This window comes from Niastella yeongjuensis, assembly GCF_900110245.1.
Taxonomy (GTDB): domain Bacteria; phylum Bacteroidota; class Bacteroidia; order Chitinophagales; family Chitinophagaceae; genus Niastella; species Niastella yeongjuensis.
In genome coordinates this window covers 34,517-46,462 of record NZ_FOCZ01000004.1, presented here as the reverse complement: position 1 = coordinate 46,462, position 11,946 = coordinate 34,517, and the positions used below count along the sequence as shown (strand labels likewise).

Annotated in this window: 13 protein-coding genes; 7 read left to right on the top strand and 6 right to left on the bottom strand. The window is 45.8% G+C overall.

The window, feature by feature from the left end:
* Positions 1–21 precede the first annotated feature (21 nt).
* The 4 genes from BMX95_RS11640 to BMX95_RS11625 all read right to left on the bottom strand — a co-directional run bounded on the left by BMX95_RS11640 (position 22) and on the right by BMX95_RS11625 (position 4,036).
* Complete coding sequence (locus BMX95_RS11640) at positions 22–1,086, bottom strand: FecR family protein (RefSeq protein WP_165758926.1); 1,065 nt, start codon at positions 1,084–1,086, stop codon at positions 22–24.
* Positions 1,087–1,401: 315 nt separating this feature from the next.
* Positions 1,402–2,319 carry a helix-turn-helix domain-containing protein gene (locus BMX95_RS11635; protein ID WP_165758925.1) on the bottom strand — a complete coding sequence of 306 codons (918 nt, stop codon included), beginning with the start codon at positions 2,317–2,319 and terminating at the stop codon, positions 1,402–1,404.
* A gap of 52 nt (positions 2,320–2,371) precedes the next feature.
* Positions 2,372–3,313, bottom strand: a complete 942-nt coding sequence (locus tag BMX95_RS11630) for an alpha/beta hydrolase (protein ID WP_081200567.1) — start codon at positions 3,311–3,313, stop codon at positions 2,372–2,374.
* 102 nt (positions 3,314–3,415) lie between these two features.
* Entirely contained in the window at positions 3,416–4,036 is a 621-nt protein-coding gene (locus BMX95_RS11625) for a hypothetical protein (RefSeq protein WP_081200566.1), read from the bottom strand.
* A gap of 72 nt (positions 4,037–4,108) precedes the next feature.
* Between BMX95_RS11625 and BMX95_RS11620 the strand changes: the two genes are divergently transcribed.
* Complete coding sequence (locus BMX95_RS11620) at positions 4,109–4,861, top strand: helix-turn-helix domain-containing protein (protein ID WP_165758924.1); 753 nt, start codon at positions 4,109–4,111, stop codon at positions 4,859–4,861.
* 5 nt (positions 4,862–4,866) lie between these two features.
* On the opposite strand, the gene BMX95_RS11615 is transcribed toward BMX95_RS11620, so the two are convergent.
* Together BMX95_RS11615 and pdxR are read right to left on the bottom strand one after the other, a co-directional pair.
* Positions 4,867–5,343 (bottom strand): hypothetical protein, encoded by a 477-nt coding sequence (locus BMX95_RS11615; RefSeq protein ID WP_081200564.1) that lies wholly within the window; start codon positions 5,341–5,343, stop codon positions 4,867–4,869.
* Between the two features lie 144 nt (positions 5,344–5,487).
* The gene (gene pdxR, locus BMX95_RS11610; RefSeq protein ID WP_081200563.1) at positions 5,488–6,948 is read right to left on the bottom strand and encodes a MocR-like pyridoxine biosynthesis transcription factor PdxR; all 1,461 of its coding nucleotides are present in this window, start codon (positions 6,946–6,948) and stop codon (positions 5,488–5,490) included.
* A gap of 76 nt (positions 6,949–7,024) precedes the next feature.
* On the opposite strand from pdxR, the gene BMX95_RS11605 reads away from it, so the two are divergent.
* The 6 genes from BMX95_RS11605 to BMX95_RS11580 all read left to right on the top strand — a co-directional run bounded on the left by BMX95_RS11605 (position 7,025) and on the right by BMX95_RS11580 (position 11,412).
* Positions 7,025–7,669 carry an FMN-dependent NADH-azoreductase gene (locus BMX95_RS11605; RefSeq protein ID WP_081200562.1) on the top strand — a complete coding sequence of 215 codons (645 nt, stop codon included), beginning with the start codon at positions 7,025–7,027 and terminating at the stop codon, positions 7,667–7,669.
* Positions 7,666–8,553, top strand: a complete 888-nt coding sequence (locus tag BMX95_RS11600) for an EamA family transporter (RefSeq protein WP_081200561.1) — start codon at positions 7,666–7,668, stop codon at positions 8,551–8,553. Before BMX95_RS11605 ends, BMX95_RS11600 begins: the two co-directional genes overlap by 4 nt.
* A gap of 12 nt (positions 8,554–8,565) precedes the next feature.
* Complete coding sequence (locus tag BMX95_RS11595; protein WP_081200560.1) at positions 8,566–9,000, top strand: carboxymuconolactone decarboxylase family protein; 435 nt, start codon at positions 8,566–8,568, stop codon at positions 8,998–9,000.
* Positions 9,001–9,188: 188 nt separating this feature from the next.
* A complete protein-coding gene (locus tag BMX95_RS11590; protein WP_081200643.1) occupies positions 9,189–10,001 on the top strand; it encodes a universal stress protein in 813 nt (270 codons plus the stop codon).
* Between the two features lie 68 nt (positions 10,002–10,069).
* Positions 10,070–10,900, top strand: coding sequence for a helix-turn-helix domain-containing protein (locus BMX95_RS11585; RefSeq protein ID WP_081200559.1), 831 nt, complete (start codon positions 10,070–10,072; stop codon positions 10,898–10,900).
* Between the two features lie 65 nt (positions 10,901–10,965).
* Entirely contained in the window at positions 10,966–11,412 is a 447-nt protein-coding gene (locus BMX95_RS11580) for an SRPBCC family protein (RefSeq protein ID WP_081200558.1), read from the top strand.
* The last annotated feature ends 534 nt before the right edge of the window (positions 11,413–11,946 follow it).

The following is an 11,946-nucleotide window of genomic DNA, read 5'->3' as shown; positions in this document are numbered from 1 at the left end:
ATTCGGCGTGAATGCATGGTGTTAAAGCGACGATACGATCAGGGTGTCGCCTTCTAATCTGAGGTGTACCTGAATAAGTGACATAGTTTCGATTATCGCTTCAAGAGACATCGATCTGTCTAGTACTGCATATAAGTAAGTACATGGTTTTTTTCCCTCGTATTGGATCTTCACATTATACCAGCGCCCAATTTCTTCCATAATTTCATCGATAGAGCTGTTGTTGAAATGAAATATATCTTTTTTCCAGGCAATTACCTGGTTTAAGTCCAGGTGGTCGGGGCTTACAAACTTTCCATCTTTATAATTTACCTGCTGTCCGGCTTGTAACGTTGTTGACTTGCTGCTCCTATATACTTTAACGGATAAATGGCCTTCTATCAGCGTGGCTTTGATATGTTCGGTGCCTTCATATGCCCTGATATTAAAAGCGGTACCGGTGGCGATCGTATACACTTCGTTGTTTACATTAACGAAAAATGGTTTTACCCGGTCGGCATTTACTTTAAAAAACGCCTCGCCCTGCATGTAAACCCATCGCTCATTGGTAGAAAATTGAACAGGGAAATGCAATTGGCTTGAAGCATTTAATAAGATGATTGAACCATCTGCCAACGTAACCTGGTACCGCCTGCCTGATGGAACCGTTAATTTATGGGTATCCGGGATCGCAACCTGATATGGCTCCAGTAGCCGACACATTAAACTGGTATCTGTTTTCGTATAATGTATACCTTTTGCTGTAAAAGCGCCATTGGGTATATTATCGAGGTCAATGACACTCCCATTGCTTAAAATAAGTTCAGGCCCTTTTGCCCTGGCAATCCCTTGTGTGGGTTCTTTCAGTTTGTGCCCGGTAAAAAATAAATAGGCAAGGGCTAGTAAAATGCCGATCATGGCAGCTGCAGCCATCATGCTATAAAGATTCATTGGCGGCCTGCTGCTTGTGGCAAACTTCTTATTAATACTTTCCCAATCTGGGTACAGATCGAATTTGTCCCTGGGCGATGTTGCTTTGTGTTCAGCAAACATTTTTTCCTGTTCAGCCGGTGAGGCGTTCATAAACGATTCATACTTGTCTTCCATTTGCCGGGCTTTGCTGACTGATTCTTTGCATGGGTCTGTATGATTTTCAGATTTATCTCTTTTGGATGATTGTTTAAAAAGAATAAATTTCCAGGGCATAATGGTGTTTCGTTAGAATTTAAAAAACAGAGAAACATTGCCTGGAATCTCCTGGGGTGAATGGTTGGGATGTGCGCGAAAAAATTAAGGCAGCAAAGCAACGAAATTTGCAGGTAAAAAAAACACAAATACCGGGAATTTTATCTGATTAAAATCGCAGGTGCTTGTATGTATCATGTGATTGGTACATCTTTTAGTCTGATTGATTTTAAATTTTTAGTTGAATGTCTTCCTAAACTCAAGTGGCGAAACATGCGTCTTCTGCTTAAATAGTTTGTTGAATGATTGCGGGTATTCAAACCCCAGCTGATAGGCTACCTCTGCCACACTAAGGCTGGTATTGCCTAGTAATAATTTTGCCCGCTCAATAATTTTATGGTGTATCAGCTGCTGCGCATTTTGGCCGGTCTGGGTACGAAGCATATCGCTTAAATAGTGAGGCGATACATGTAACTGGCCGGCCAGGTATTGCACGGTTGGCAATCCGCTTGTAAGGGCCTGCTCATTGTTAAGGTAGGCATCCAGCACCTGTTCCAGTTTAGCAAGCAGGTCATTGTTCAACACCTTGCGGGTGGTAAACTGGCGCTTGTAATAGCGATTGCTGTAATTGAGCAGCAACTCGATCTGCGAAATGATCACATCCTGGCTGGAGCTGTCGATGCCTGATTGCAGTTCGTCTTCGATGGTCCGGAAAAGAGCAATGATCGTTGTTCGCTCTTTATCCGACAGGTGTAATGCTTCGTTGGCAGCATATGTAAAGAAATGATATTTTTCAATGGTTGTGGCCAGGGAATAACCACGCAAAAAACCGGGATGCACAAAAAGATTGAAACCTGCGTATTCATCTGCGTCAGGCGCTGTGGTGAGCAGCTGGCCGGGCGCTACAAACACCATTCCGCCTTCCTCAAAGTCATAATAGCTTTGGCCGTATTTTACCTTCCCACGCATGTCTTCTATAAATGACAGCTTGTAGAAGTTAAGTAAAAGTGTTTTGGGAAACTGATCTTTAACGATGCTTACGTTGCAGTTGTGCACCAGGCTAACCATTGGATGCAGGGGTTTCGGCAAACCCAGCAACCGGTGTAGTTCAGAAATGGAATTGATATGCTGAGGAACGGCGGCCATCTGCTTCATGTTTTAAATGTATGAAAATTGGTTTGCAAATATGGAGGCGATATGATGAATGCTATAGGTTGGCGTTGTAAAAATCCAGGACCCTGGCAACTGCGGGAGCTACATATTCCATTTTATCGTACAGGTCTACATGGGTAGCGCCGTCAATGATAAACAGTTCTTTAGGGCCTTTGGCGGTTTCTATAGCTTCCTGCGTCATCCATAATGTTTTTGTTTCCGAGCCTGCGATCATCAGCAGCGGGCGGGGAGCGATCAGACCGGCGAAACGGAAGGCGTCAAAACCGGCTGCAAGCTCCACGCTTTTCCAGGTGAATGTTTTTGCGGAACGGGGATGATAAGCTCTTTCGGTGCAATAATATTCCCAGCCTTCATATACGTGCTGGCCCAACTCTTTTGCCTGTTCGGCAGTGGCAGGGAATATGGGAAACTCACCAGGTTGTTTGCCTTTGCTTACTTCGATGCGGTCTGCTGCTGCATGGTCGAGCAGGGCCTGGATCACTGCAGGGCTTTGCTGGCCATCGCCGCCCTGTCTGAACTGGTGCCCAATGCAGGCTGCGCAAACGGTGGCCAGTGCTTTTATCCGGTGGTCGGTAGCGGTGGCGGCGACGCCATAACCGCCAGATGCACAAATGCCCAGCACACCGATCCTGTTGGCGTCTATTTCCTGCATGGAAGACAGGAAGGTAACGGCGGCTTTAATGTCCTCTGTCCTTTGCTCCGGGTCTTCGTAGTTACGGGGTAATCCTTCGCTTTCACCCTGGCAGGCGGCATCGAAGGCAAGTGCAACATAGCCTTTTGCTGCCAGCAACCCGGCGTACAATCCTGCTGCCTGTTCTTTTACTCCGGCGCCGGGATGGCCTACTACAATGGCCGGGCGCGGCTGTGTGGATGAATGAAAATCAGCTGGCAGGTATAACATCCCTGCAATATTGAGTCCGTTTGATTTGAACGTAACCGGATTGTTTACTACCTCTGTTTGATTTGTTATGGTCATAATGCCTGTTGTTTTATTATGACACAAATTTCAATCAGTGCCAGCTGGCGGGTGTTTTCAGAATACTGGTATTTGTATCCAAAATGAAGTAGGTGCTGTATTTTATCTGGCATAGCGCCAGACAAAATACCAGGTGAGCAACATTTGTATCAGGATAAACGTAGGTAAAAGGAACCGGTAATACTGCAAGGGATTTAACATGTCCCCGGAAGCAAACATGGCGGGCAGATCGGCAAGGTTGAAAATAATAATAACAGCCAGTAAACGCTTATTGCCCCTGAAGTACCACCAGCAGCCAATTCCATAAAACAGTTCCAGTATAAAATTCACCAATGGATATTTAATGATGCCCAATCCCCATACGGGATAATAGGCAAACGGCGAAAGGCGAATGTCATGCTCATGAAAAATAAGGTCTATTGCTATATGTGATAATACGCCGATGGCAAAGGCAATCGCCAGTTTTCGATTGCCATAACCTTTGGCAATGATGAGATAGGACATTGCTGCCAGCAACACCCCTGAAAAAATGGAATGGGAGTAGGGGAGAAAGTCCAGGTGCAGGTGGCCTGCCAACACTGTATAATGTTCAATACCCAGATAATTAAAAATAACCCAAAGGATCTCCACCAGCTGAACTGCTATCAGCAGCGGCCATAAAGGCAATTCCGGTTTGTTCTTTTTAATAAGTAAGGCGGTGGCCGCATGATTAATTGCATACATAGTGTGTCTGTTTTTGCAAAGCTCCTGCTTCCTGTCTTCGCAGGCTTGTACGAATTGGCTATTTTCGCGGGTATGAGCATGGACAAAAACTTCCCCCTGGTGCTTTTCTGGCCAGGTTACTTTATGTATGCCGGCCGGGGTGCAGATACCAAAGTGCATGCCCATCATGCCATACAAATTGCTATCGCGCTGGAATCGCCTATTGATGTGGTCTATAAATCAGGGCAGGGTTCCTATCAGGCAGTCATCATAAATTCTGATGTGGCACATGAATGCCGGACCCATGGCAGTTCCTTTGTGTTGATCAATATTGATCCGGAAACTGATATAGGGGCCGCCCTGAAAAAAGAATATCTGGGTAAAAGTGGAATTGCCGCATTGGCGTCGGTTGACGAATACCTCAGTCAATTAAAATCGTTGCTGGCGGGACATAATCCAACCGATGAAATTTATCAGTTGACAAATCATTTTCTCCATTCAATTGCTCATAAACATACACCCGAACCCTTAGACGAACGAATTGGGCAGGTGTTGGAATTGCTCAGACAGCCGGAGTTGGAAGTGGTTTCCGTAAAAGACCTGGCCGGGGCAGTTCATCTTTCACCAGGCAGACTGATCCATTTGTTTACACAACAGGTAGGGATACCTGTTCGCAAGTATATACTTTGGTCGAAATTGATGGCTTCTTTAAAAAGGCTTGACAGGCATGCAAATTTCACACATGTAGCGCTGGGTGGCGGGTTTGCGGATGCGCCGCACTTTAATCGCACGTTTAAAAGAATGTTTGGGTTAAGTCCGACCGCCCTGCTTAAGAGCGGCCGGTGATCCGGTTACTCATAAACATCTTCTATATATTCATTTTTTTTGTCGGTACGATCTACGAGTTGCGCCACAGCTGCTGCGGCTAAGCCACCCAGAAAGTATAATCCAATGGTCATGAACTTTGTGGCAACTGTTTTATTACTTGGTTCTGTTGGCAGTCCCATTGACTTGGGTAACACTACAGCAGAGATGCCAGCTGCCAGTCCTAATAAAGCGCCGCACAACCATACCTTTTTTCTACCACCCGCTGCTGCCATGCTAAAATAGGCGGTATCACAAAGAAGTTCACCACCTACGGCCCAGCGTTGCAGTTGACCGTCTGCCGGGACCTTTCTATGCATTTTTGTTAAACCTTTTCGCAACAGGTCCATATCAAGCAGGTCCATTCGGGGTGCAGTGGGGCTAATTCTTCTCATGGCTTCATGCAGGGACGCTACAGTAAGGGTACCAGCCAATCCTCCGGCCAACGCAGATGAAACTTTCATAGTAAATAATTATAGGTTATAAAATCGTATACATTACCTGAAAAAGTTATACCACGTTACCGGTCTGTAACAGGAAGCCTTGCAAATCAAACGGTTTGCGTATCAATGTCAACAGTTATAATCGCCGGGAGGGCTTTTTGCTGTTTATATTACCTGTTTCAGTTTTTCGAGTGCTGTAACCATTTCGGTGGCATTCAGCGAGGCGAATCCCATCCTTAGGCCATTTGCGGAGAAGGATTCGTTTTTGTAAAAATTGCCGTCGTCGATCAACAGCCCATTTTTTACTGCCCGTTCAGCCAGTTTACCCAGGTTTATTTTTTGATCGAATTGCGCCCATACGGCCAACCCGCCTTCCGGAATTTTAAACTTTATCGTGTTGGAGAAGTCCGCCTGCAGGATCTTACAAAACAGGTCCCGGCGTTCCTTGTAGATCTTAATGGTTTTCCGGAAATACCGTTCCATTTCCCCATTGTCGAACAACACGGCAAATGCTTCCTCCAGTACGGTGTCGCCCTGTTTGTCGATCAACTCCCGTAAGGAGGCGGCTGCATTTATAAACGGGGTATGACCGATCATAAAACCAATACGCAGCGCCGGCGCTACTGTTTTAGTAACTGAACCTATATAAATCACGTTCTGGTGGTGATCTATACTTGCCAGCGGCAGGTAAGGCTTGTTTTCGTAATGAAAATCGAAATCGTAATCATCTTCTATGATCGCAAACCGGTGTTCTTTTGCCAGTTTCAACAACTTCAGGCGGCGTTCCATACTCAGGGTAACCGTGGTGGGAAAATGGTGATGGGGGATCACATAAACCGCTTTTATACTTCTACGTCGTAATACTTTCTCCAGGTGGTCTATGTCCATACCATATTCATCGACGGGAATACGGATCAGTTTAGCATCCTGATGCAGGAACGTATTGTCTGAATGCAGGTAATTAGATACTCCTACGGCAATATTGTCTGCATTGTTCAGCAACAGTTGTGCGGCCAGGTAAATGCCCATCTGGCTTCCCTTGGTAATAAGTATGTTCTCAGGAGAAACGGTAATGCCCCGGGTGTGGTATAAATAGTGTGCAATGGAAGAACGTAAGTGTTCGGAGCCTTTGGCACTGCCATATTTTAAAAAGTTCCTGCCATACGATTTTCTGGAAATGCTGCGGTATTCCCGCATTAGTTCATCGATGGGTGTTAGCCGAACGTCCGGGAAGCCATCATCGATGGTGAGTTTAGCTGTTTGCAAATTCCTGCCGGGGGTGAACCCGGCGAATTTGTTTTTCCATTTAAAAGGATCCTGTTGCCGCGGTTCGCGTTGGGGTTCAGGCAATCTTCTTCTTGAAATGACGGGCAGTTTCGAAAGTACGAAGATGCCTTTCCGGGGCACAGAATCGGCCCAGCCCTGACTGATCAATTCTTCATAGGCCAGCTTTACTGTATTTCTATGAATGCCGATCAGTTCAGCCAGCACACGCGAACTGGGCAGGAGCGCGGAAGGCTGTAACGTGCCATTGGAGATAAGGGCAATAAAACTGTTACATACCTGTATATGCAGCGACAGCGGGGAGTTTCTGTCAAGCTGGATCAATGATTTATATGGTAACATCTGGGCTGTGGTTTATGTTAGAACTGGGCTACAAATATAGCCCAGTAACCGGATAGCTTTGTGAAAAATAAGAAAAGTGAAAAAGTTACTGGTCATCAACGCAAGCGCCCGGAAAGCGCATTCACACAGCAGAACGCTCACAGAAGTATTTACCAACTACTGGAGCAAAAAGCACCCTGATGCCGTGATCAATTTGCGGGAATTGGGCAATGCCAACGTGCCGCATGTAACGGAAGACTGGATCGCTGCCAATCTAAAACCGGTTGCAGCGCGAACTGACAGGGAAAAAGAGGTATTAGGGACCAGCGATACTTACATAGCTGAATTACGGGAGGCAGACATCATTGTATTGGGCACCCCCATGTATAACTGGTCTATTCCAAGTACGGTGAAGGCCTATATCGATCAGGTGATGCGACTCAACGAAACATTTAGAATAAATCCCTTCAATCCGGCAGAACCTTATGTTGGGTTGCTACAACATAAGTCCCTGGTGCTGTTGGTAGCAAGAGGCAGCCAGGGATATGAAACCGGTGAGCCTAATGCCCGGCTGAATTTTCAAACGACCTATCTGAAAACCGTGTTCAACATGATGGGCATCGATGATATCCATATGGTAGCAGTGGATGGTACATCACTGAATAAAGAAGTGCTGCTGGCAACCGTCGACCGGGCACACCAACAGGTACGATCCCTCATTGAAGATGTACTGAAGCCATGAAGAACGATAAATTAAAAGGCGTTGTATTAATTACGCTGGGCGCGGGTTGCTACGGCATGCTGGGCACTTATGTAAAACTTGCTTACCGGGCGGGGTTCAATACGGCAGAAGTCACCATCGCCCAGTTCAGCCTGGGTGTTGCGGGATTGTTTATCCTTACCCTGTTGCGGCGGCCACCAGCAACCCATACTGCCAGTGGGTCATTAAAAAGCAGGCTGCGGTTAACTCTTGCAGGTGCTTCACTCGGGCTCACGAGTATTTTTTATTATCTGTCGGTGAAGTACATCGCGGTAAGTGTAGCCATCGTATTGTTGACCCAGTCGGTATGGATGGGGGTGGTGATGGAAGCGATCATTCAAAAAAAGTTACCGGGTATGGTGAAAATGTTATCCGTATTGATCGTGATGATGGGCACCCTCCTGGCCACGAACGTACTCAACCAATCGATCTCCTTTAACTGGAAAGGCATAGTATTCGGGATCCTCGGGGCGCTTTGCTATACCGCAACAATGTATTCTACCAATAACCTGGAGGTAAGGCTGCCGCCACTGAAACGCAGTCTGTTTATGGTCCTGGGCGGGTTGGTTGTAATTCTCCTTGTTTTTCACAACGCAATAAACCCGGAATTTACCGGCAGTATATTTTACAGCTGGGGCCTGGTAGTAGCGCTTTTCGGGACCATTCTACCCCCATTATTGTTTACGCGTGGCATGCCGCTGACAGGGATAGGATTAGGCGCCATTCTGGCTTCTATTGAGATACCCATCGCTGTTATAATGGCCGGTGTACTGTTGGGGGAACAGGTATTCGTAAGCCAGTGGATGGGAGTGGCCCTTATTCTTGCCGCAGTTATCTGGATGAACATCCCCAAAAAAATAAAATAAAATCAACAGGATATGACAAGAATTAAAATCGATCAGGTAGAACCAGCGGGCTACAAAGCCATTCTCGGATTGGAAAAATTCATCGAGGGTTCACCACTGACCAAAGTACACAAGGATTTGATCAAGATCAGGGCCTCACAAATAAACGGCTGTGCATTTTGTATTGACATGCATACCAAAGAAGCCCGTAAAACAGGGGAGACCGAACAACGGATCTATGGGCTGAATGCCTGGCGCGATGCACCTTTTTATACAGCAGAAGAAAGGGCCATCCTGGCATTAACGGAAGAGGTTACCTTAATAAGCCTTAACCATGTAAGTGATGCTACTTATGAGCAGGCCGCCAAACTATTGGGGGAGACCTACCTGGCGCAGGTTATTCTTTCCATCATTACCATCAATGCCTGGAACCGGATCGGTATCACCACCCAATTAATGCCGGCTTAACGTTTTTCTGTTTCTATTGTTTAAAAGGCTGTCCCGATTCATGGGGGCGGCCTGTTTTATATAGTAAAAAATAAACTTTGCGTTCGGCTCTTCTTTATTTTTAATTGTATTTGCGACAAAAAAAAATGGAAACCGGTAAACAATTCCGGTCAGGCCCTGTTATTATCAGGAACAATCCTCATCTCTTTATGAAAAAAATCCTGATAGCCACCGATTATTCAGCGGAAGCTGAAAATGCGGCTGAATATGCTGCAGCGGTGGCAGCCGAACAAGGCCACGAACTGATCCTCTTTAACTACAGCGAAATTTCCATCCATCTTTTAAATGCCAGGGCTTCCAGTGATGATATCGACAGCGTGCTGGAATTATACCGGAAGAACCTCGACAAAGCCGCAGAATCGCTGAGCAAAAAGTTCAATGTAAACGTGAAGCCATATTTGGCTTCGGGTAATTTTTATGACAGCCTGGTAACCTGTATCAATCAGTACAAACCGGTAGTGGTGGTTATGGGTATGGCTAACAAATCTGTTGAACAGGACCTGCTGGGTAATACGACTACCTCCACCATTCACAAGCTGGAGTTCCCGTTGCTGGCTATACCTGTAAGCGCCAAATATCATCCCATTAAAAAGATCCTGTTTGCGTGCGACCTGGAAAAAGGCGTGGAAAACAAGGTACTGCAAAATGTACATGAAATAGCGGCTGCTTTTGGCGCCACCGTAGAAGTGTTTTATGTGAAAGATACGATCGAGGAATTACAGGCGGCCGAAGCAGATCATGAAGCTATAGATAAAAACCTGGCGGGCATCAATTACTACTACAAGAACGTGCAATCGCGCCAGATCATCAATGCCATCCAGGACGAGATAAAGGAAACAAATGCCGATCTGCTCATTATGTCGCCGTATAAATACGGTTTCTGGGATTCTATGGTACACCGTAGCAAAACCAGGATGATGGCTTCCGGCAACAACGTACCGTTGTTGTCATTACCTTCTTGATTTGCGTTTGTTTTTTTATAGGTTCAAAGGCCTGACGTAAGTCGGGCCTTTGTTGTATCTTTAAACAAATGACAACGTTTAGCTTCAATCCGGTTACGCCACACCCGCTATTAAGCCCGTATGTGGCGAAAATGTGGGTGTTTGAAAGCTCAGGACGTTTGCCCGTGCTGGATAGAAAGCTGATTGTTCCCAATGCCAATTTCAAACTCGCCTTTACCAGCCGGAACGGCCTCGTAGCCCGGGTGGAAGACAAGACCTTCATCCAAAAAGAAAATGAGTTGTCCTTTACCGGTCTTGTTGATTCGGCTGTTATGCTGGACCCCAAAGAAGATACGCAAACAGACACCATCGTGGTTGAATTCAATCCCCTCGGCGCGTATCGTTTATTTCAGTTACCGTATGGCGAAGTCAAAAATCAGATTATAGGAATGGCCGATCTGATGGGCAGTCAGATAGAACAACTACAAACGAAACTGGGCGAGGCGGGCTCCGTAACGCTGAAACTGCAATTGTTGCAGGATTTCCTGATCAAACGACTGGAAAACGCAACGTCCGACCTGATCTATGATTTTTGTATCAATCGTATTTTCGAAGCCAAAGGATTGATCAGCGTGGCGCAGCTGGAAAAAGAAACCGGCTACAGTTCACGCTGGTTACATAAAAAGTTTACCGAACATTTGGGAACCGGCCCCAAGAACCTGGCTGAAATCATCCGGTTCAAACAGTTTTACCAGGCTTATTCAACCGGCGCCGACCTGCATCATTTAAAAGAATACATCTACGAATATTACTACGACCAGTCCCATTTCCTCCGGGCCTTTAAACGATTCACCGGTTCCACCCCAACCGATCTCCAAAACAGCCTCAATGAGCTCGCTACCAAACATTATACGAGCTGAGTTCCGATTCGTACAATACTTCCGTTAACCGCCGCCCTAGCTTTGCTCTTATAAAAGCAAATACAATGGCAAACGATTTTAACAGCAGTTTTTCTGCACCTATCAGCGCATCGGAAGCTATCAAAAAGATCAGCAATATAACCGGGTGGTGGGGCGTGAACCTTACCGGTAATTCCGAAAAGCAAAACGACACCTTTCAGATAACAATGGGTAATGATGCTTTCTTCGACTGTACCGTAACAGAACTGGTACCTGGTAAACGCGTGGTTTGGTCTGTTTCAGATTGTTTTATGCCCTGGTTTACCAACAAAAAAGAATGGAGCAACACCCGGCTGATCTTTGACCTGCATGAAAACAATGGTAATACAGAGCTGCAATTCACGCATGAAGGCCTTACGCCCGATATAGAGTGTTACAAGGATTGTGAGCAGGGCTGGACGCACTGGATAAAAACAAGCCTGCAGGCTTATCTCACAACCGGACAAGGAGTATTTAGAAAGCCAACGAAGTAATGGGCAGGGCAGAAGGCAGAGGGCAGAAGGCAGAAAGAAAGGCAGTGGGCAGTGGGCAGTAGGCAGTAGGCAGAGATGAAAGGTAATGGGAAAAGAGCAGAAAGCAGAGGGCAGAGATGAAAGGCAATAGGAAATGGAATACAGCTTCCGGGTAATACACGGGCTTTAAGTTGAAAGTTTAAAGTTTAAGGTTGAAAGTTAAAGGCAAAAACAGGTTGACGGTTTAAAATTGAATAAAAGCAAAACGCTGAATTTCTCTAAAGAGCATTCAGCGTTTTGTTTTGCTGTATTTGGTTTCACCTTTAGTTAGGCGTCAAGCTATATCCTATAGCCTATAGCCTATAGCCTATTGCCTACTGCCTTTCTTTCTGCCCTCTGCCTTCTGCCCTCTGCCTTCTGCCCTCTGCCCTTCATTTATGCAATATTTTTGCAATCGGTTGCTAAAGTTGCAGTCAATACAAATAGTCATGAAAAAAGACAATATTAACCTTACTATACAGTTAAATAGAAAATTGCGAACGATTGCCGATTGAA

Coding starts and splice junctions, on each gene's coding strand:
- BMX95_RS11640 (WP_165758926.1), bottom strand. CDS start 1,086: ATGGAAGACAAGTATGAATCGTTTATGAACGCCTCACCGGCTGAACAG.
- BMX95_RS11635 (WP_165758925.1), bottom strand. CDS start 2,319: ATGAAGCAGATGGCCGCCGTTCCTCAGCATATCAATTCCATTTCTGAA.
- BMX95_RS11630 (WP_081200567.1), bottom strand. CDS start 3,313: ATGACCATAACAAATCAAACAGAGGTAGTAAACAATCCGGTTACGTTC.
- BMX95_RS11625 (WP_081200566.1), bottom strand. CDS start 4,036: ATGTATGCAATTAATCATGCGGCCACCGCCTTACTTATTAAAAAGAAC.
- BMX95_RS11620 (WP_165758924.1), top strand. CDS start 4,109: ATGAGCATGGACAAAAACTTCCCCCTGGTGCTTTTCTGGCCAGGTTAC.
- BMX95_RS11615 (WP_081200564.1), bottom strand. CDS start 5,343: ATGAAAGTTTCATCTGCGTTGGCCGGAGGATTGGCTGGTACCCTTACT.
- pdxR (WP_081200563.1), bottom strand. CDS start 6,948: ATGTTACCATATAAATCATTGATCCAGCTTGACAGAAACTCCCCGCTG.
- BMX95_RS11600 (WP_081200561.1), top strand. CDS start 7,666: ATGAAGAACGATAAATTAAAAGGCGTTGTATTAATTACGCTGGGCGCG.
- BMX95_RS11595 (WP_081200560.1), top strand. CDS start 8,566: ATGACAAGAATTAAAATCGATCAGGTAGAACCAGCGGGCTACAAAGCC.
- BMX95_RS11590 (WP_081200643.1), top strand. CDS start 9,189: ATGAAAAAAATCCTGATAGCCACCGATTATTCAGCGGAAGCTGAAAAT.
- BMX95_RS11585 (WP_081200559.1), top strand. CDS start 10,070: ATGACAACGTTTAGCTTCAATCCGGTTACGCCACACCCGCTATTAAGC.
- BMX95_RS11580 (WP_081200558.1), top strand. CDS start 10,966: ATGGCAAACGATTTTAACAGCAGTTTTTCTGCACCTATCAGCGCATCG.